The 20,791-nt window shown below is 69.3% G+C and carries 15 protein-coding genes; 7 read left to right on the top strand and 8 right to left on the bottom strand.

Annotation, left to right across the window (positions count from 1 at the left end):
* Positions 1 to 72 precede the first annotated feature (72 nt).
* The gene (locus SK803_RS45330; RefSeq protein ID WP_319972457.1) at positions 73 to 1,326 is read right to left on the bottom strand and encodes a sensor histidine kinase; all 1,254 of its coding nucleotides are present in this window, start codon (positions 1,324 to 1,326) and stop codon (positions 73 to 75) included.
* Positions 1,323 to 1,991 (bottom strand): response regulator transcription factor, encoded by a 669-nt coding sequence (locus tag SK803_RS45335; protein WP_319972458.1) that lies wholly within the window; start codon positions 1,989 to 1,991, stop codon positions 1,323 to 1,325. The genes SK803_RS45330 and SK803_RS45335 overlap by 4 nt, the downstream gene beginning before the upstream one ends.
* A 79-nt stretch (positions 1,992 to 2,070) precedes the next feature.
* Between SK803_RS45335 and SK803_RS45340 the strand changes: the two genes are divergently transcribed.
* Both SK803_RS45340 and SK803_RS45345 read left to right on the top strand, forming a co-directional pair.
* A complete protein-coding gene (locus SK803_RS45340) occupies positions 2,071 to 2,643 on the top strand; it encodes a hypothetical protein (protein ID WP_319972459.1) in 573 nt (190 codons plus the stop codon).
* A gap of 43 nt (positions 2,644 to 2,686) precedes the next feature.
* Entirely contained in the window at positions 2,687 to 3,154 is a 468-nt protein-coding gene (locus SK803_RS45345) for a hypothetical protein (RefSeq protein WP_319972460.1), read from the top strand.
* On the opposite strand, the gene SK803_RS45350 is transcribed toward SK803_RS45345, so the two are convergent.
* Positions 3,123 to 4,166, bottom strand: a complete 1,044-nt coding sequence (locus tag SK803_RS45350; protein ID WP_319972461.1) for a potassium channel family protein — start codon at positions 4,164 to 4,166, stop codon at positions 3,123 to 3,125. The two genes, SK803_RS45345 and SK803_RS45350, sit on opposite strands and share 32 nt — an antisense overlap.
* Entirely contained in the window at positions 4,163 to 5,572 is a 1,410-nt protein-coding gene (locus SK803_RS45355) for a M20/M25/M40 family metallo-hydrolase (RefSeq protein ID WP_319972462.1), read from the bottom strand. The genes SK803_RS45350 and SK803_RS45355 overlap by 4 nt, the downstream gene beginning before the upstream one ends.
* A 62-nt stretch (positions 5,573 to 5,634) precedes the next feature.
* Between SK803_RS45355 and SK803_RS45360 the strand changes: the two genes are divergently transcribed.
* Both SK803_RS45360 and SK803_RS45365 read left to right on the top strand, forming a co-directional pair.
* Positions 5,635 to 6,015, top strand: a complete 381-nt coding sequence (locus SK803_RS45360; protein WP_319972463.1) for a DoxX family protein — start codon at positions 5,635 to 5,637, stop codon at positions 6,013 to 6,015.
* Positions 6,016 to 6,091: 76 nt separating this feature from the next.
* Positions 6,092 to 6,619 (top strand): hypothetical protein, encoded by a 528-nt coding sequence (locus SK803_RS45365; RefSeq protein ID WP_319972464.1) that lies wholly within the window; start codon positions 6,092 to 6,094, stop codon positions 6,617 to 6,619.
* Between the two features lie 843 nt (positions 6,620 to 7,462).
* On the opposite strand, the gene SK803_RS45370 is transcribed toward SK803_RS45365, so the two are convergent.
* The gene (locus SK803_RS45370) at positions 7,463 to 10,822 is read right to left on the bottom strand and encodes an ATP-dependent helicase (RefSeq protein WP_319972465.1); all 3,360 of its coding nucleotides are present in this window, start codon (positions 10,820 to 10,822) and stop codon (positions 7,463 to 7,465) included.
* Positions 10,823 to 10,957: 135 nt separating this feature from the next.
* Entirely contained in the window at positions 10,958 to 14,095 is a 3,138-nt protein-coding gene (locus SK803_RS45375) for an ATP-dependent helicase (RefSeq protein ID WP_319972466.1), read from the bottom strand.
* Between the two features lie 175 nt (positions 14,096 to 14,270).
* Between SK803_RS45375 and SK803_RS45380 the strand changes: the two genes are divergently transcribed.
* Complete coding sequence (locus tag SK803_RS45380; protein ID WP_319972467.1) at positions 14,271 to 15,218, top strand: chitinase; 948 nt, start codon at positions 14,271 to 14,273, stop codon at positions 15,216 to 15,218.
* 45 nt (positions 15,219 to 15,263) lie between these two features.
* Here SK803_RS45380 and SK803_RS45385 read toward each other — a convergent pair whose 3' ends face one another.
* Positions 15,264 to 17,315, bottom strand: a complete 2,052-nt coding sequence (locus SK803_RS45385) for a putative bifunctional diguanylate cyclase/phosphodiesterase (protein WP_319972468.1) — start codon at positions 17,313 to 17,315, stop codon at positions 15,264 to 15,266.
* 164 nt (positions 17,316 to 17,479) lie between these two features.
* Positions 17,480 to 18,325: an SAM-dependent methyltransferase gene (locus SK803_RS45390; RefSeq protein WP_406601674.1), complete on the bottom strand. Its 846-nt coding sequence runs from the start codon at positions 18,323 to 18,325 to the stop codon at positions 17,480 to 17,482.
* Positions 18,326 to 18,457: 132 nt separating this feature from the next.
* Between SK803_RS45390 and SK803_RS45395 the strand changes: the two genes are divergently transcribed.
* Positions 18,458 to 19,771: a cytochrome P450 gene (locus SK803_RS45395; RefSeq protein WP_319972469.1), complete on the top strand. Its 1,314-nt coding sequence runs from the start codon at positions 18,458 to 18,460 to the stop codon at positions 19,769 to 19,771.
* 17 nt (positions 19,772 to 19,788) lie between these two features.
* Entirely contained in the window at positions 19,789 to 20,787 is a 999-nt protein-coding gene (locus SK803_RS45400; RefSeq protein ID WP_319972470.1) for an alpha/beta hydrolase, read from the top strand.
* The last annotated feature ends 4 nt before the right edge of the window (positions 20,788 to 20,791 follow it).

Raw genomic sequence — 20,791 nt, forward strand, 5'->3', positions numbered from 1 at the left:
GGAGCCCCCAGAGGGAAGCACGCAAGGTGACTCGCTCTACGCAACCCAACCACCCACACAAGCCGCGAACCCCTAAGCACCCCCCGGCAACACAACCCGAAAAACCGCCCCCCGCCCAGACGGCTCACAAGTCAATTCCCCACCGTGAGCCCGAACAACCCCCCGAGCAATCGCCAACCCAAGTCCAGACCCCCCAGACCGCCGATCCCGAGCGTCATCCAACCGAACCAACCGGTCGAAAATCCGCTCCCGCTCCCCCTCCGGCACCCCAGGCCCGTCATCCGACACCGTGAACCCAGTGACATCCACCCGAATCCGAACAGCCCCACCCGGCCCAGTCGCCTGCCGAGCGTTGTCCACCAGATTCGCCAGAACCTGCGCCAACCGCTGCCCATCCCCGACCACAACAACCGGCACCCCCTCGACAGCAATGTCGAAATCAGGCGCCACAAACCGAGTCCGAGCCACCTCGGCTTCAGCCAACCCGAGCAGATCCACAGACTCCCGCTGCATCTCGTACCCGGCATCCAACTGGGCGAGCGCCAGCAGATCGTCCACCAACCGCCCAGCCCGCCGAGCCTCCCGCACCAGCAAGAACGACATCTGATCCCGATCAGGCGAATCAACCGGCGCCTGCACCAGCGCCTCAGCCACCGCCTGAACCCCGGTGATAGGCGTCCGCAACTCATGAGCGGCATCCGCGACGAACCGCCGAGTCCGCTGCTCAGACCCCTCCAACGAGTCCAGCATCCCGTCAAAGGCAGCAGCAGTGCGCCCCAGCTCGGTATCCGTCCGAGACGGGTTCAACCGCCCACCCCGATGCCCAGCGGCAATCGCCTGCGCCAGCGAGGTCATGGCGTCCAACGGCGCCAACGCCCGCCGGACCACCCAGATCATCAACACCCCGGTGATCACGATGGCCCCGAGCCCCAGCATGATCAGCAGCTTCCGCAACCGAACCTGAGCCTGCGAGATCGCCTCGGTGTCGGCATAAAAGGTGAACTTGGCCCCGCGAATCACCTGGTTCTTGCGCTGGAACGGCCCCTCCTCCGGCTCGTCCCCGAACCGGTTGCCGTTGGCCAGCTCCACCGTCACGTGGACGTTCCGCTTGCTGAGCTGCCGGACCACATCGCGCGGCGGCACCCCACGCATCATCAACCCGGTCGCACGCGTCTCGGCGTCGCGCAGCACCACGTCGACGTCCTTGTTGGACTGTCCCTCGAACGTCCGGTCGACGGAGATCACCAACGCCACCAGCACCAGGAACAGCACCAGCAGCACCGAAACCGCAACCCGGCGCCGCAACGACACCGTGCGCAGGTTCATTCGTCGGCCCGCAACACGTACCCAAGACCACGCACGGTGTGCACCAACCGCGTGCCGTGTTCCTCAAGCTTCCGGCGCACGGCGGAAATGTGGACCTCGACCAGGTTCGGGTCGTAGTCCTCGTATCCCCACACGGCCGTCAGAATCTGCGTCTTCGACACCACTCGCCCGCGCTGAGCCGCCAGGTACACCAGCAGCCGCAACTCGGTCGCGGTCAGCTCGATCATCCGGTCAGCGCGCATGACAACACCAGCATCAGCGTCCACCACCAGGTCACCGACCTGCACCGTCGACGGCGTGCGACCGAGACGGCGCAACACGGCAGACACCCGCGCCACCAGCTCGGCCAGCACGAACGGCTTGCCCACGTAGTCGTCGGCCCCGCCGGACAGCCCGCGCAACCGGTCCGGCACGCCGTCGCGCGCGGTCAGCATGACCACGCCGGCGCCAGAGGCCCGGCGGATCACCTCGAGCAGCTGAAAGCCGTCGCGGCCGGGCAGCATCACGTCGAGCACGACCAGGTCCGGCCGGAAGCGCCCCAGGTCGGCCTCCAGCTGACGCCCGTCCAGCCGGTGCTGCACCTCGTACCCGGACTCGCGCAACGCGGACGACACCGCGGCGCCGATCGCCTCGGCGTCCTCGATCACCAACACCCTGGCGGACACCTCACCATTCTGCTGATCATCGGGACTTCGGGCGACTCGCCTTCAGCTCACGCTCAGATTGCCCGCGCACCCTGGGCCCATGTCGAAGAAATCAGCGTGGGCCGGCGCCATCGTCGCGGCCGTCGGGCTCACCGTCGGCGGCATCGCGGTGGCGACAGCGGCCGACGACCCCGACGGCCCGCCGAACATGGTGTTCGCGGAGCGCCACCCCGGCGGTCCTGGCAAGCCGGGGCGTCCGGACAAGGCGAGTCTGAAGGACAGCACGCTCGTGGTCGGCCGGGTGAAGTCGGTCGAGTCGGGCAAGCTCACGATCACCAAGGACGACGGCAGCGAGGTGTCGTTGACCACGGACGGCGCCACGAAGCTGCGTGGCGGCGACCTCGCCGGGCTCAAGGCCGACCAGCGCGTGACCGTGCGCGTGAAGGACGGCAAGGCGCTGAACGTGGCGCTGGCCAAGGCGAACGAGCGCGGCACGATCAAGGACGTCAACGGCAACAACGCCACGTTGGTGCAGGTGGACGGCCTGCAGACGCCGCTCGACCTGTCCGCGGTGACCGAGAAGCCGAAGAACGGTGACCTCGTCGCCGTGACCGGCACGGTGTCCGACGGCAAGACCGTCAAGGTCGAGAAGCTCCGCCAGCTGCCGAAGTAAACCTGGGCTCCACGCGGGCCGCCGCGTCTGCGAACATCGCAGTGTGGCGGTTCCGCGAAGCCCGGACAGATGGGTGTTCATCCTGCTGGTCGTCGGACTGGTCGGGATCGGGGTCGCGGTCGCGCTCTTGGTGCCTTCCAAGGTCCTCGGCGCCGAGGAACCTCCCAGACCCGTGGCCGCGACCGTCGTCGAGACCGGCGCGTGCGGCCAGGGCATGGACACCGTCGAGTGGGACGCCGGCGGTGAGAAGAAGAAAGCCAAGCTGGACGGCTGCGGCCACAACAAGGGCGAGACCGTCGAGATCGTCATGACCGGCGACAACCCGCAACCCGACATGGTGCAGTCCGCCGCCTCGCTCCCCGTCGGACTACCGGTCGGCCGCCGCCTCACCGCGCTGCTGCTGTGCCTCGCAGCGCTGGCGGGCGGCTTCTACGCGTTCCTCTTCCGCTACGCGCCCCTGCGCGCACCGGCCGTGCTGCCTACTCCCCGCCGGGCGGAGTCACCTTCTTGACGTAGAGCAGCCGGTCACCCGGCTCGATCGCGTCCGCCTCGGGAGCGTCCACCCGGTAGAGCGTCTTGCCCCGCACCACGCCCAGCACTATGTCGGGCAGGTGCCGCGGCGACCCGCCGATCTCGCTCTTCTCGACGTCCCGCTCGGCGATCGCCAGACCCGCGTCGGGCGTGAGCAGGTCCTCCACCATCGCCACCACCGACGGCGTCGCCGTGGCCATGCCGAGCAGGCGACCCGCCGTCTCCGACGACACGACCACCGAGTCGGCGCCGGACTGCTTCAGCAGGTGCTCGTTCTCCCGTTCCCGCACCGACGCGACGATCTGCGCCTTGGGGGCGAGCTCGCGGGCAGTCAACGTCACCAGCACCGCCGTGTCGTCCCGGTTCGGGGCAACGACGATCGCGCGCGCACGGGCCGCACCGGCGACCCTCAGCACGTCGTTGCGCGTACCGGAACCATGCACCGTCACGAGCCCGATGGCGGACGCGGCGTCGAGCGACTCCTGCACGGTGTCCACGACGACGATCGAGCCGGGCTCGACACCGTCGCCGAGCAGCGCCGCGACCGCGGAACGCCCCTTCGTGCCGTAACCGACGACCACGACGTGGTCACGCACGATCCGCCTCCACTTTTGAATGCGCAACGCCTGCCGGGAGCGCTCGGTGAGAACTTCGAGTGTTGTACCGACCAGCACGATCAGGAACAGGACCCGCAACGGCGTGATGACCAGAACGTTGATCAATCGCGCCGACGACGACGCGGGCGTGATGTCGCCGTAGCCGGTCGTCGAGAGAGACACCGTCGCGTAGTAGAACGAGTCGAGGAGCGAAACGCCGTCCTCGTTGACGTCGCGGTAGCCGTCGCGGTCCAGGTAGACGATCAGCACCGCGAGCAGCAGCGCGGCCATCGCACCGACCACGCGTTTCATGATCGCTCGGACCGGGCTCTGCACCTGGTCCGGCATCCTGATCACGCCGACGAGCGAGTGCGACGCTTCGTCAGACAGGGTCATCGGACCAACCTCTCGGGAAGCATCCGCCACAGGTGAGCAGCCGCCTCCGCACCCTTGAGGAGCAACGGCACCACTACGCGCTCGTTCGGCGCGTGCACGCGATCATCCGGCAAGGTCGCGCCGAGGTAGACGAGGGGCACCCCGAGCCACGCCTGCAACACCGCCGCGGGCCCCGATCCGCCGGCCCGCGCGAACCTGACCGGCTGGTCGAACGCGAGCTCCATCGCCTCCTTGACCGTCGCGTTGGCCGGGTCGTCCGGGCTGATCGCGTACGGCGGCACCCCCTCGCCGCGGAAGCTGACCTCGGCCCGGATGCCCGGCGGCGTGTGCTTGGCGACGAACTCCTCGAGCTGGTCCTTCGTCTTCTCCGGCACCTGGTCGGGCACCAGCCGGAAGCTGATCTTCGCCGTCGCGGTGGCCGGGATGATCGTCTTCAGGCCGGGCCCGGTGTAGCCGCTGCTGATCCCGTTGATCTCGGCGGTCGGCCGGACCCAGATCCGTTCGAGCGTGGTGTAACCCGGCTCGCCCGCCACGGCCTGCGCGCCGCCTCCGTTGCGCGCCAGCCACTTCTGCTCGTCGAACGGCAGCTCGGCGTAGTCTTGACGCTCCTTTGTGGACGGTTCCGCCACGTCGTCGTAGAAGCCTTGGAGCTGAATCCGGCCGTCGTCGTCGTGCAGCGCGGCGATCAGTTTCGCGAGGGCCGTGGCCGGGTTCGGAATCGCACCGCCCGCACGCCCGGAATGAACGTCATCGGTGCCACCGAAGAACGTGATCTCGCCGCCGAGAACACCCCGCTGCCCGGTGTTGACAGTGGGCGCCTCACGTTCGTGCAACGCCGTGTCGGTAAACACGACAAGATCGCAAACGAGATCCTTTTTGTGCGCCTCGAGGAGCTTTCGCAGGTGCGGCGATCCTGATTCCTCCTCACCTTCGATGAAGAGTTTCAGCGTGACGCTCGGCGCATTCTGTCCGGTGGCGGCCAGATGTGCCTTCACCGCGAGCAGGTGCATGGCGACCTGCCCCTTGTCGTCGCTGGCGCCGCGCCCCCTGAGCTCATCGCCGCTGATCACAGGCTCGAACGGCGGATGATGCCAGCGCTCGACCGGATCGACCGGCTGCACGTCGTGGTGACCGTAAACGAGCACCGTCGGCGCATCCGGATCCTCGGCCGGCCAGCAGGCGAAGACAGCGGGAAGCGCGGGCCCGTGATCCCAGATCCGAACCTCCGGCCACCCGTCTCTCTCAAGCTCTCCAGCCAGCCACTCGGCGGATCTCTGCACGTCAACGCGATGCGCGGGGTCGACGCCAATCGACGGAATCCTGATCCACTCGCAGAGCCCGGCCACGAAGGATTCGGTCAACGCGGCCACCGCGGCGCGTTCGGGATGAGGAGAATCACCTGCCACGCTCGTGGAGAATAGGCCAGCCCCGCCTCGCCTACGCGGCGTAGGCATGACAGTGTGACGGCATGGAACCGAACCGTTCCCGAGCGCGATCGGCGCTGGCGCTCGCCGCACTGCTGGGCCTGGCAGGCGCAACCCACTTCACCAGGCCGAAGTTCTACGACGCGATCGTCCCCCGCGCCCTGCCCGGCACCCCGAGGCAGTGGACGTACGCGTCAGGCGCAGCCGAACTGGCCGTGGCCACCGCGGTAGCCGTGCCCCGAACGCGCCGCCTGGGCGCCCTGGCCGCCACCGCGCTGTTCATCGCCGTCTTCCCGGCAAACGTGAAAATGGCTCTGGATTTCCGCGACAAGTCGCCGAAAGCCCGAGCCCTGGCGTATGGTCGCCTGCCACTGCAGATCCCGCTCGTAGCATGGGCCTGGAAAGTGGCCAAAGCATCCCCATGACCACCCTGGGTAATCCTTAACCAAGTATCCCGCAAACGCTGTCATTTTCTGCGCGAGGAACCCTAGGATGCGCCCTGTGCACACGCTTCTTCAGCGCGCCGCAACCGCGCTCGGCTGGGACGGAGTCGTCGTTCCCGACGTCGCCGTCCTGGGCCAGCAGGTGTCCGCGGTGGTGCGCCTGCTGCCCGAAGTGCACGAGTGGAGAACCCAGAACGGCTGGCCACCCCGCGCCGACCCCTCGTGGTTCCGCTCCTGGTTCGAGCCAGAAGCCCACGACCGCCTCCCAGTGGCCGCGGTGGAGTTGGTGGGCGTCCTGGTCAGCGAATCCACAACGGACCGCGCCCTGCAATCCTGCGGGACCCTGCTGACCCTGGCCCCGTGCGCGGTGATGCTCCCCCGCACCGACGAGTCCCAGGCCTGGTCCTACATCGAACTCGACTACTACGGCATCGGCGTCGTGGTGGCCGACGACTCCACCGCAGACCTGATGGTCCCGCCGGAGGACCGCTCACCGGAGTTCGGCCCGTCCCTCTTCGGGCGTTGGCTGCTCGAGGTCCTCTACGAACGGGTCCTCAAGGCCTCGCACGCGCCGGCCGAAGCCTGAGCCGATCGCCCCGAGAGCTCCTGGCAGCCCGGAGCCCTCTCGCGCGCTGCCCCGCGCAGCCCGAGCCTGCCACCTCGGCAGTCACATCCTGGCCGCGCTCCGAGCCAGCCGCGGTCCGATCCAGCCGCAGCCCGAGCCAGACGCCCCGGATCCTCCGGGCACCTCATCCTTGAAGGCTCCGGCCACCGCACCTCTTTGAGAGCTCCGGTCGCCCTTCCAGCCTGGGCCCGCTGCTGCCCCCGCGCGCTTCCTTGTCACGCAACGAGTGAAACGCGCTTTGGGTTCCCGGCTATCCACAGGTTACCCGGCCCGACATAACCGCAGTTCAAAGAGTCGCAGCCTGTGGACAACTCGCGATCTTGAGCATGCGGTGATCGACAGCGGCATCCGCGGTGATCGACAGCACCGCCCGACAACGCACCCCTGACCACGCTTCACCGCGCACCGACCCGCACCTCCGCGCGCCACCGCGCCCGACCCTCCGCGTCCCGACCCGCCGCGTCCCGCCGCCGCGTCCGCCCCGACCGTCCGCGCGCCTTCGCGCCCCGCAAGGCCGCGCCATCACGCCCTCGGAGCCCGCCCCCAGAGCCATAACGACACCCAGAGCCGTCCCGACCCCTGGAGCCATCACGACACCCAGAGCCGTCCGGACCCCCAGAGCCGTCCGGACCCCCGGAGCCTTCCCGACCCCCGGAGCCGTCACGACACCCAGAGCCGTCCGGACCCCCAGAGCCGTCCGGACCCCCAGAGCCTTCCCGACCCCCGGAGCCGTCACGACACCCAGAGCCGTCCGGACCCCCAGAGCCGTCCGGACCCCCGGAGCCTTCCCGACCCCCGGAGCCGTCACGACTCCACGGACCGGATCAGGTCCTTCAACCCCTGCTCATCCAGCAGATCCGCCGGCCGCTCCGTGTGGTCATGCCGCACATAGTGGAACGCAGCCCGAACCCGCTCCAACGGCTCCCCCACCAACTTCGCCCAAGCCAGCCGATAAGCCGCCAACTGCACCGACAGCGCCGGCAGCGCCTCGGCGTCCGGCACCGCACCCGTCTTCCAGTCGACCACGGTCCAGCCGTCCGCATCCCGGTACACGGCGTCCATCCGCCCGCGCACCGAGATCCCGTCGAACTCGGCCTCGAACGGCACCTCGACGTCGTGCGGCGTCCGATCTGCCCACGCACTACCGAGGAACGACTCCTTCAGGCGCTCCAGATCCGCATCCGGCGCGGCCTCGGCGTCGCCCGCGCCGGGCAGTTCGTCGATGTCCAGCAGCCGGGTGGCACCGAACCGGTTCTCCAGCCACGTGTGGAACGCGGTGCCACGCCTAGCCAGCGGATTGGGTGGGAACGGCAGGGGGCGGCGCAGGCGGCGGGCAAGGGCGTCCGGGTCCTTGGCCAGTTCCACCAGTTGCGAGACCGACAGGTGGTCGGGCAGGACTACCTGTTCGCGGCGGTTCTGGGCGGCTGCGCGTTCGGCCAGCAGCACGTCCACGTCGCGGGCCCAGCCGTCCGGGTCGGCGTCTTCCGGCATTTCCGGGTCGTCTGGGACCACGTCGTCGGGCAGGGGTTCGGGTTCCGGTGGGAAGTCGTCGTCCGGGGGCTCGTCGACGGGGGGCGGGTAGTCCTCGTCCACCACTTCCGGCACGGGCTCGTCGAAGATCAGCGGTAGCGGTTCGGGTGGGGCGTTGCGCAGGGCGTCCATGGCGGCCAGGACCATGGCGGCGCCCTCGACCACGGCGTCGCGGCGTTTGCCCAGGGGGTCGGCCGGCCACTGGGAGGTTTTCACGTCTTCGGCGAGCGGGTTCGGGGTGTCGGCGGAGGGTTCGGCCGCCCACACCGAGATGTCGCCCGGCGGGTTGTCGCGTTGCAGGACCTCGTGCATCTCCTGCAGGAACACCGAGGGGCCCTTGGGCTTCTCGCCGGACTCCGACCACCAGTGGCCCGACATGAGCAGGCTGTGTTCGGCTCGGGTCACGCCCACGTAGAAGAGGCGGCGTTCTTCTACCAGGCGGCGTTCTTCGAACTCCTCGGCGTGGATGGTGAGGGCTTCGTCGACCTCTTTGCGGTTGAAGCCGGCGGACAGGCGCAGCACCGGCAGGTCGGCCGAGTCGCCGCGCAGGGACGCGGGTAGTTCGGTCACGGCTTTGAGCCAGCACGAGGACTTCTTGCGGCCGGGGAACACGTCGCGCACCAGGTGCGGCAGCGCGACGATGCGCCACTCCAGGCCCTTGGCGGAGTGGACGGTCAGGATCTGGACGCGGTCCTCCGAGACCTCCACCTCGCCGGGTTCCAGGCCGTCCTCGGCGTGTTCGGCGGTGTAGAGGTAGTCGAGCAGTGACGGCAGCGTTGCGGACGGGGAGGCGGCGGCGAAGTCCGTCACCACGTCGGAGAAGGCGTCGAGGTGGGCGCGGCCGACCATGCCGGGGCGCGACATCGACTCGATGTCCAGCAGGAGCGTGCGCTCGACGTCCGCGACCAGTTCGGGCAGGGGCTGGTCGAGCCTTCGTCGCAACGCCGCCAGCTCGCCGCCGAGCCGCCGGATTCGCCGGTAGCCGTCGGTCGAGTAGGCGTCCGGGTCGCCGGGGTCGTCCAACGCGTCGGCCAGGCCTGCTTGTTCCGCGTGTTCGCCGGGCAGTGCGTCTGCCAGCACCAGCAGTGGATCGTCCACAACGGACTGTCGCGGTGCGACGCCCGCCAGGTCGCGTGCGCGGGACCAGAGCGCGGCGAGGTCGACGGCCGCGAGCCGCCATCGCGAGCCGGTCAGCAAGCGTGCGGCCGCGGTGCCTGCCAGCGGGTCCACCAGCACGCGGAGTGCCGAGACCAGGTCTCGCACCTCGGGTTCGTCCAGCAATCCGCCGAGACCGACGACCTCGACCGGCAGGCCGCGTTCGCGCAGTGCTGCCGCGATGGCCGCCATGTCCGAACGACGGCGCACCAGGACGGCCGCGGTCGGGGGCACGCCTTCCGCGTCGAGGTGGGCCTCCCATTGCGCCGCGAAGTTGTCCGCGAGCCAGTCGAGTTCCTGCCGGATGTCCTCGTGCAGGGCCAGCCGCACGTCACCGGCGCCGGCACCGGGGCGGGCGCGCAGTTCGTCGACTTCCAGACCGGCTTCGCGCAGCGGCAACGACACGGCGTTCGCCAGCTCCAGGACCTCCGGCGGGTTGCGGAAACTGGTCAGCAGACCGAACTTCCTGGTCGGCGGGAAGTCGTCGGCGAAACGTGGCAGGTTCGCCGCGGACGCCCCGCGCCAGCCGTAGATCGCCTGCGCCGGGTCGCCCACCGACGTCACCGGCATCGGTTCACCGAGCCCGAACAACGACCGCAGCAGCACGCGCTGCGCATGGCCGGTGTCCTGGTACTCGTCCAGCAGAACGGCGCCGTAGCGTTCGCGCTCGCCGGAAGACACCTCTGGGAACGCGGCGAGCTGCGCGGCCAGCGACATCTGGTCCGCGAAGTCCAGCGCGGCCTCCTTGCGCTTGCGCTGCTGGTACGCGTCCAGCAACGGCAACAGCGCGACCCGCAGCCGTTGTGCTGCAACGACTTCGCGGAGCTTCTCCGGCAGCGCGTCACGCTGCCGTGGCGCCTTCGGAGCGTTCTCGATCAACGCGCACAGCTCCGCGGCGTGCGCCTCCAGCTGCTCAGGCGTCACGAGGTGCTCGCCCAGCTCACCGGCCAGCGACAGCAGGTAGCCGGTGACCGTGGCCGGCACCTTGTCCGTGTCCAGGTCGCGCGCCCACGTCGACACCACGCGATGCGCGAGCTGCCACGACGCCGTCTGCGTCAGCAGCCGCACGCCCGGCTCCACCGGCAGCCGGAGGCCGTGTTCGGTGACCAACCGCCCGGCGTACGCGTGGTACGTCAGCACCACGGGCTCGCCGGTCAGCACGGCCATCTTGGTCTCGCCGCTCGGGTCGAGCTCGTCCAGCAACGACGACCCCGCCAGCCTGCGCAAACGAGCCCGCACGCGGTCCGCGAGCTGGCGTGCCGCCTTGCGCGTGAACGTCAGGCCCAGCACCCGGTCCGGCAGCACGAGACCGTTCGCCACCAGCCACACCACGCGCGCGGCCATGGTCTCGGTCTTGCCCGCACCCGCACCCGCGATCACCAGCGCGGGCTGCGCTGGTGCGGCGATCACCTCGGCCTGCTCGGGGGTCGGCTTGTTCAGCCCGAGCGCCTCGGCGATCTCGAAAGGACTGACCGTCATCGGGCGGCAGCGCGGTCACAGGTGCTGAGCAACGTCACACACACATCTTCCTACCCGGATCACACGCGTCCGCACCACCCGTGCCGGTGTGTTCGCCGACCGTTCGAACAGACGAAACGCGCAGGTCACAGCCACCTACTCGCTCACCTGTCGTCCGGACGGGTGGACCGGGCACGTCGTGCGCGCCGGGCAACGGTCGCAGTCCGCGTTCTCCCGCGCGGTGTACCGCGGCCCCAGCACGGACTCCGCGGCTCCCTGCACCACCTCCAGCCACGCCTGGACGCCCTGCTCGTCGAGCGGCGCCTGGGTGCGTTCGACCGCACCTGTCTTCTTGTCCTCCTTCGCCACGTACAGCAGGCGGGCCCCACCGGGCTCGGTGCCCAGCCCGATGTGCGTGAAGCCGCCCAGCGACGACGCCAGCTGGTAGACGGCCAGCTGTGGGTGTTCCTGCGACGCCTCACGGGACACCGGGCTCTTGCCGGTCTTGAGGTCGATCACGACAGGGCGGCCGTCCTCGTCCTGTTCGAGGCGGTCGACCCGGCCGCGCACCTGCAGCCACGGGCCGCCGTCGCGCTTGGGGACCTCGACGACCATCTCCTCCTCGACCGCGACCTGCGTGAGCTGGCTGCGGCTCATGGCCAGCCAGGCGAGGAACGTGTCGAGCATCTTCTCCACGCGCAGGCGTTCGCGGCGGGAGAACCACGGCGCACCCGCGTCCACCGCCGCCCACGCCTCGTCCAGTTTCACCCGCAGCTGAGCCGAATCGGCCCCGGACGCGGCGGCCTGTGCCAGCGCGTGCACGAGCGTTCCGGTCACCGAGGCGAGCTCGGCCGGGTCCTGACCGCCGTGCCGCTCGACCACCCAGCGCAGCGGGCACTTCGTGATCACCTCGATGGTCGACGGCGTCACGCTGACCTTCTGCTCCTCCGTCCACAGTGGAGCGCCAACGGACACCTCCGCCAGGCCGTACCAGGACTCCGGATGCGCGCCGGGCACACCGGCCTCAGCGAGCCGGGCCAGCTGCTCAGCGGCCCGCGCGCGCCGCTCGGGATCCTCCGAGTCCGAGCACACCACCCGGCGCAGCTCGCCGACCAGCTCACCGAGCACCAGACCGCGCTGCGGGCGGTGCAGTTTCCGTTCGTCCTCAGCGGACGACTCGATCTCGTCCAGGAACCGCGACGGCTGTTCGTCCTCACCGCGCACGGCACTGATCAACAGCTTCGAGCGCGCCCGGGAAGCCGCCACCAGCAGCAGCCGGCGTTCCTCCGCCAGGATCGGGGCGACCGCCGACACCGACGGTTCGAGGCCGGCCAGCACGTCCACCATGCGTTCGACGCCCAGCACCGTGCCGCGCAGCCGCAGATCGGGCCAGCTGCCCTCCTGCACGCCCGGCACCGCCACGACCTCCCACTCGCGGCCTGCCGCCGAGTGCGCGGTGATCACCGACACCGCCTCACCGGTCGGTGCCGCGGCAGCCAGCGTGTCGCCGACGATCCGTTGCGACTCCAGGTAGTCCGCGAACCCGGCCACCCCGGAACCCGGCAGCCGGTCGACGTACTTCGCGGCCGCCTCGAACAACGCGACGATCGCGTCCAGATCGCGGTCCGCCTGCATGCCCGGCATCCCGCGCCGGGCCGACTGCGCCACCCAGCGCTCCTGCAGACCCGTCGCCGTCCACAGGTCCCACAGCACGACCTCGACCGACTTCCCGGCCTCGATCGCCTTGCGCGCCAACGCCAGCAGGTGCCCGATCCGGCGCGCGGGCAGGGACTCCGCGTCCTCCAGGGCCGCCAGCCGGTCGGCCGTCTCCACCACCTCGACGAGCAGCTCACCGCTCGGCCGGTCGCCACCCGCGGCCATCTCGAGGCGCCGCAGGCCACGCCGCAAACGCCGCAGCGCCAACGGATCCGCGCCACCGTAGGAGGACGACAGCAGCATGGCCGCGGTGTCCTCGTCCAAAGACCCGGGCGAAGCAGCCGCACGGATGAGAGCGAGCAACGGACGCACGGAAGGCTGCTGCGCCAACGGCAACTCGTCCGACGCCACGGACACCGGCACGCCAGCGGCGAGCAACGCCCGTTGCAGCACAGGCAAGGACAACGTCGCCGACCGCACGACAACGGCCATCTGCGACCACGGCACCTCATCGGCCAGGTGCGAGCGCCGCAGCTGATCCGCCATCCAAGTCGCTTCCTGCGCCGACGAGGCGAGCAACCGCACCTGCACGGAACCTTCGCCGTCAGCAGGCAGCACCGAGCGCGCGGGAGAAGCTCCTGGCAGGCGGGAAGCCAGCCGCGCCACCGCGTCCCGCACCTCGGGCGTCATCCGGTGCGACTGCCGCAACACCACGGTCTCACCCGGCACGTCCCGCAGGATCTCCGGATCGGCGCCGCGGAACGTGAAGATCGCCTGGTCCGGATCGCCGGCCAGGACGAACCGTTCCGCCGCCGACCCCAGCGAGCTGATCAGCGAGTACTGCATCGGGTCGAGGTGCTGCGCGTCGTCGACCAGCAGGTACCGCACCCGGCGCCGTTCGCCGAACAGCAACTCCTCGTCGTTCACGAACGCGGCATAAGCGGTCGACACGAGCTCGGCAGCGTCGTAGGCAGGGGCGTACGCCGTCGCGGAGTCCATGCCGGACAACAGGTTCACCGCTTCGTACTGCGCCCCGAACCGGCCGGCCGCCACCCACTCGTCCCGCCCGTGCTCCTCACCGAGCTCGATCAGGTCCTCCGGCCCCAGCCCGCGCTCCGCCGCCCGCAGCAGCAAATCCCGCAGCTCGTGCGCGAACCCCGGCAGCTCCAGCGCGGGCCGCAACCGCTGCGGCCACTGCGACGCACCCAGCTCGACGTCGCCGGCCAGCAGCTCGCGGACCATCGCGTCCTGGTCCGGCCCGGACAACAACCGGGGCGGCGGCTCGTCGAGCAACACGGCCTGGTTGCGCAGGACCGCGAACGCGTACGAGTGCACGGTCCGCACCAACGGCTCGCGGATCGCCGACAACCGCCCGGTCAGCAGCTGCGTGATGCGTGCGCGCAACGCCACGGACGCACGCCGGTTCGCGGTCAGGACCAGCACGTTCTCCGGATCGGCCCCCAGCTCCAGCACGACGTGCGCGGCCAGCTCGGCCAGCAACGTCGTCTTGCCGGTGCCGGGGCCGCCCAGCACGCGCAGAAAACCCTCATGTGCGAAGACCCGCTGGGCAGCCTCATCCCACCGGGGACGCGGGCGCGTCTCCGGCTTCCGGCGGACCAGCTGGGGTGCAAGTGCCACGACTCGATTTCACCACGCTGCACCGACAAGATCAGCGACGCCCGCCGATCGGGGTAGCACCCGGTTTTCGACTACCTTCTTGACAGATAGCGGTGGTCTAGTCCATTTTTGAATGCGTTGTGAGCCCCCTCACTGCCAGCTCCGCCGCCCTGGACCGAGCAGTCTTGGAGGACTGATGAAGCGGTTCCTCGTCGGCGCTGTCGCTGCCACGTGCGCGGCGATCACGCTGCCCACGACCGCACAGGCGGCCGTCAACCCCGTGCTCGCGGCGCCCTACCTCTACCAGTGGGGCGGTCAGCCCAACCCCGCCACGGTGATGCAGCAGACGGGTATCAAGAGCTTCACCCTCGCGTTCATCCTCAGCGACGGCACCTGCAACCCGAAGTGGGACGGCAACCGCTCGCTGACGGGTTCGGACAAGACCCTGATCAACAACATCCGCGCGGCCGGTGGCGACGCGGTGCCGTCGATCGGCGGCTGGTCCGGCAACAAGCTCGGCCAGTTCTGCGGCTCCGCGAGCGCACTCGCCGGCGCCTACCAGAAGGTGATCGACGCCTACGCGCTCAAGGCGATCGACATCGACATCGAGGCCGCCGAGTTCGAGAACAACACCACGCAGGACCGCGTGCTCGGCGCGCTGAAGATCATCAAGCAGAACAACCCCGGCGTGAAGACCGTGATCACCATGCCGACCGACCGCACCGGCCCGAACTCGTGGGGCAAGCGCCTGGTCACCCGTGCCAAGGAACTCGGAGCGCCGATCGACACCTGGGCCGTCATGCCGTTCGACTGGGGCAGCGGCGGCGACATGTTCGCCTACACCAAGAGCGCGGTCGACGGCCTGAAGAACCACGTCAAGTCGACGTACGGCCTCACCGACGACGCGGCGTACCGGCGCAGCGGCCTGTCGTCGATGAACGGCAAGACCGACACCGGCGAGACCGTCACCCCGCAGAACTTCCGCGACATCGTGACGTGGGCGAACTCGAAGCACCTGTCCCGCGTCTCGTTCTGGGCGGTCAACCGGGACAGGGGCAACTGCGGCGCGATGAGCTCCTCGTGCAGCGGCATCAACCAGCAAACCTACGAATTCACCAAGGCGTTGGCGAAGTTCACTGGTTAGCAGCAGACTCCTCCGGTGGCCGGACGTGACCCCGACCCCGTCCGGTCACCGGGGTTCCAACCTCTTCAGGAAGTCGCTCGCCGTCCCAGCGGCACCGAAGTGTTCGCCGGTGGCGAAGTCCGCCCCCACCGCACGCCACCACTGGGCCTGCTCCGCGCTGCGGATCCCGTCGACCGCGACCGTCATGCCCGCCCCGCGCACCAGTGGCATCAACGCTGTCACGTAAGGGGATCGGCGCTCGACCAGGCTGCGCGCGACCCGCACGGACTTCACCGGCAGGTCCCCCACGGCAGCCGGATCCAGCGGCCCCAGCCCGAAGTCGTCGAGCCCCACGTGCACACCCAGCCCCGCGAGCACCGCGAGGTTGTCGGCCGCATCTGTCAGCGGCAGCACCTCGGCCGGCATGCTGACCGCCAGGTCACCGACCGTCAGCCCGGTCTCCTCCAGCACCCGCACCACACGTGAGACGAGGTCCGCGTCCGTCGACTGGTGCGCGGTCAGCCGTACGACCAGCGACCGGTCGAACTGCCCGCGCTGCCGCCACCACGCCGACTGCCCGGCCGCGATCCGCAGCAGCCACTCGCCGAGCGGCAGGATCAGGCCGGTCTCCTCGGCCAGGCCGGCGCACCGGTCGTGCTCCATCGCCTCGAGATCCGGCCGATCCCAGCGCAGGACCGCCTCGGCGCCGCTGACCTCACCGTCGGCCAGCCGCACGATCGGGCGGTACCGCACGGTGATCTCGCCGTTCTCCCACGCGCCCGGCATCGTGACGGCCAGCAGGTGGTCACGGCGGACCTCGGCGTCCTGGCCCGCGTGGAAGACCTCCCACTGGCCACGCCTGCGCACCTTGGCCCGGCGCAGCGCGGTGTCCGCCACCCGCAGCAGGTCGACCGGTTCGACGTCCGCCGCCGGCCGGTGCACCACGCCCGCGCTCACCGACACCGCCAGCCCGTGACCGTCCACGTAGATCGGCTCGAGCAGGTCGTCGTTGACGTTCTTCATGATCGCGCCGACGCTCGGCGTGGTCGCGCTGTTCTCCACCAGAACGCCGAACTCGTCGCCGTCGAACCGGGCGATCATGGCCTTCTCGCTCGCCATCACCACCCTCAGCCGCTGCGCGACGTGTTGCAGCAGCCGCTCGGCGACCCGGCCGCCGAAGCTGTTGCACACCATGCCGAACGCGTCCAGGTCCAGGTGGAAGACGGTGATGCCGTGCTCGGCGTCGGCCTTGCGCAGCGCGATCTCCAGCTGGGTGGTGAAGTACTGGCGGTTCGGCAGCCCGGTCAGCACGTCGTGCAACGCCTGCCGCTTGAGCTCGCCCTGCAGCAGCGCCAGTTCGGTGCCGTCCTCGACCACCACGACGAAGTGGTTGGGCTCGTTGTCAGCGCCGCGCAGCAACGACACGGTCAACGACAGCCGCGCCGTCTCACCGTCCTCGCGGAGCATCCGCTGCGACTGCCTGATCCGCTCGGCGCCGCCACCGACCAGCTCGGCCATCGCCTCCCGCAGCATCTCGCGGAAGCCGGGCGCGATGAGGTCGAGCAGCGGCACGCCGGTGAGCTCGTCCGAGGTGCGCCCGAGGATGTCGCCGACGGCCCCGTTCACCCGGAGCAGCCGCCCGTCGAGATCGACGATCAGCACCCCGTTGGAGGAGGACTTGACCACCTCGTTGTAGCGGGCCTCGCTCTCCTTGAGGTTCCAGTTCGCGTCGCGCACCGCCTTGAGCAACGACTTCTGCATGCTCTCCTGCTGCGTGAGCACGGACTCGGCGTTGGCCGCCGTGAAGCCGGTCCCGAGTGCGCCCAGCGCGAGCGCGACCCGTTCCGCGTACCGCTCGACGGGCTGGAGCTCCGGCAGTGCCACCAGCCCCTTGCCGAGCACCTCCACGGTGCAGCGCAGCCCGTGCTGCCCCAGGTGGCCCAGCTTCGCCAGATCCGCGCCGATGTCCTCGACCGGAGCGGTGGTGAACGGTTCTTCGTGCAGCAGCGCGCACAACGCGTCGAGCCTGCCGCTCAGTTCCGCGTCGAGATCTTCCCGGCCCAGTGGAATCGCGACTGCGGCGAGCAGGCGATACGACCACTTCCGGGCAAGCGTCATCCGCGCCCTGTCATTGTCCTGAAGCGAGGGCGTGACGCCGGGTATTCGACTCGGGTTGGGCATTCGAGGCCGCCTCGCAAATGGCTCTGAGGTCCGGCAGTTTACCCACGCACGGTCGGTCTCACCTCAACCGGCGTGAATCAACATCACTCTATCGATATTTTCTATGACTTACGACCGACACCGGCGTACGCGACCCTGTTCACCGCGGGATCGTCGGAAATGTCACCAGGTCCGGAGGGTCGCCATTCGGCGTACTTGACCAGTCCGGGCTCGACCAGTTCGAAATCACCGAAAAAGGCCGCGATCTCGTCGCGACTGCGCTCGACGACCACGTCTCCGCCCGCCTGGTTCATCCTGTTGGCCGCGGCGAAGGCCTCGTCGTTGGCGTGGTCGTTCGCCATGTGCGAGATCGCGAGATAGCTCCCGCTGGGCAGCGCCTCGCGGTAGTGCTTCAGCAGGCCCCACGGGTCCGCCTCGGTCGGCACCCAATGCACCGTGAACAACATCAGCAGGCCGATCGGCTGGTCGAAGTCGAGCAGCCGGTTCGCCTCACCACTGGTCAGGATGCTGTCCGGGTCACGCATGTCGGCCTGGAGCACGCTGACGCGGTCGTTGCCCGCGACGATCAGTTCACCGTGCGCGACGGCCACGGGATCGCGGTCCACGTACACGATCCGGGACTCGGGAGCCTCTTCCTGCGCGACCTCGTGCACGTTGGCCACGGTCGGGATGCCCGAGCCGATGTCCAGGAACTGCCGCACGCCCTGATCGACCATGAAGCGCACCGTGCGGCGCAGGAGAGCCCGGTTGACCCTCGCGGCGCTGCGGGCGTGCGGCATCATCTTCTCGACCTTTTCGCCCATCATGCGGTCGATCGCGAAGTTGTGCGCGCCGCCGAGCAGGTAGTCGTACACCCGCGCCGCGCTCGGCACGGAGACGTCCACGCTCTGCGGGATCCAGTTCTGCTCGCTGGACACGACGACCACCTCTTCAAGTTGCGGACGCACCAGCTTAGTCAGGCACAAAGCGCACACGACTAGACCAGTGGTGTGAACGCACGCCACCCGATCGGGCACTGTCACTCTCCACCGAACGACTCATATGGTTGTCCCCCTCTTTCCATGTGACGAGGAGCGATGATGTCCGTCCCGGTGGCACCCGGTCGGCTGCCATTTCTCGGGCACTCCTTACCGATGTTGCGGAAAAAATTCGAGTTCACCGCGAATTTGCGAGGCCAGGGCGATCTCGTCGAAGTCCGTCTCGGGCCGATGCGTACTTTTTTCGTCACCAGCCCCGAGTTGATGCACCAGGTGCTGGTCACCGACGCACCGAAGTTCCACAAAGGCCGGATGTTCGACAAATTCCGGCCGTTCGTCGGCAACGGGCTCGCGCTGTCGAACGGAGCGTTCCACCTGCGCCAGCGCCGGATGATGCAGCCGGCGTTCCACCGCGACCGGATCGCCGGCTACGCGAACACCATGGCCCGCGCGGCGCGCGACCTGGTGGAGAGCTGGCGGCCGGGCGAGGTACGGCGCATCGAAGAGGACATGCAGGGCCTGGCGGTCACGATCGTCGGTGAGGCCCTGTTCTCCACCGAGATCGGCCAACGCGCTGTCGACGAGGCCCGCCGGTCGATCTTCGTGATCATCAAGAACGGGATCGCGCGCGCTCTGTCGCCGGGGTTCGTCGAGAAGCTGCCCATCCCCGCCAACCGCGAGTTCGACGCGGCCATCGCCCGGATGCGCGCGATCGTGCACGAGGTCATCGCGAGCAGGCGTGACGACGACGCCGACCACGGCGACCTGCTGTCGACGCTGCTGCTGGCCAGAGACCCCGAAACCGGCGACCCGATGACCGGCGAACAGGTCTTCGACGAGGTCGTCACGCTGCTGACCGCGGGCATCGAGACCACCGCGCTGGCGCTGTCCTGGATCTTCCACGAACTCGCCGCCAACCCCGAGGTCGAGAAGCGGGTGCTGGCGGAGGTCGACGAGGTGCTGGCCGGGCGTCAGGTGACGATCGACGACGTGCCGAAGCTGACCTACCTCGGCCAGGTGGCGAACGAGGTCCTGCGGAAGTACCCGCTCTGGCTCCTCATGCGCCGCACCGCCGAGGAGGTCGAACTCGGCGGCATCAGGCTGGCACCGGGCACCGAGGTGATCCTCAGCCCGCACACGATGCACCACGACCCGGCGAACTTCCCCGACCCCGAACGCTTCGACCCGGACCGCTGGACCCCCGAACGCGCGCGGCAGTTGCCGAAGGGCGCGTACGTCCCGTTCGGCGGCGGTATCCACCAGTGCATCGGAAACCACTTCGCACTGACCGAGATCGTCATCGTCGCGGCGACGGTCTGCTCTCGCCACCGGCTGGTCCCAGACCGGCCCGTGCGCGTCAAGTTCACGAACGCGGCCTACCCCAACGACCTGATGATGACGGTCGTCCCCCGCTAGCTGGAGGTTGTTCCCCGATGCGTTTCCGTCGGCTCTGTGCCGCCGTGCTGCTCGCTGCCTTCACACCGGTGCCCGCGCCGGCGAGCGCTGCCCAGACCACCTGTGAGGACGTGAACACGCCGGTCCAGTTCGGGCTCATCAGGCAGGTGATGTACGGCAAGCTCTGCGTCCCGCAGGGAGCCACGACCGTCCAGGTGCTCGTCCCCGGTGGCACCTACACCAGCGGGTACTGGGACATCCCGGTGGAGGGCGAGACCCGATCGGTCACGCGGGCGATGAACAGCGCGGGCATCGCCACCATGGTGGTGGACCGGATCGGCTCCGGCAGGAGCACCAAACCGCTCAGCATCCTGGTCGACGTCCCCAACCAGGCCGAAGCGGTGCACCAGGTGATCGGGAACCTGCGCCCGCGGTTCGCCAAGGTGCTCGTCGGCGGGCACTCCATCGGCTCGGCCATCGCGATGGTGGAGGCGGGCAGGTACCGCGACGTCGACGGCGTTCTGGTCACCGGCATGACGCACCAGTGGGACTACGTCAGGGCGGTGCCGGCCCTGACGAACCTGATCCCCGCCGCGATCGACCCGAAGCTCAGCCTGCGAGGCCTGGACGTCGGCTATCTGACGACCGCGCCGGGTACCCGCTACGACATGTTCCACGCGCCGGGCCCGAACATCTCCGCCGTGATCGACCTCGACGAGTCCACAAAGGACGTCGTGTCGGCGGGTGAGTTCGTCACCACCGCCCTGATGTCCAACCTCGTGCTTCCGGTGAGCGCGGCCATCAACGTGCCGGTCATGACCGTGCAGACCTCGGCCGACTACTTCTGCGGCACCCCGCCGCTCGGCGCCGACTGCTCGTCGGCACAGGCGCTGGTCAACTCCGAGAGGCCGTTCTACCCGCTGGCGCCGCGCCTGGACGCCTTCGTGGTCAACGGTTATGGGCACGTCTTCAACTTCGACACCACGAGCGCGAACAGCTACCACGCGACGGTCACCGCGTGGCAGCGCGGCATCTAGGCAT

It is taken from the genome of Lentzea miocenica (assembly GCF_033949945.1).
Taxonomy (GTDB): domain Bacteria; phylum Actinomycetota; class Actinomycetes; order Mycobacteriales; family Pseudonocardiaceae; genus Lentzea; species Lentzea miocenica.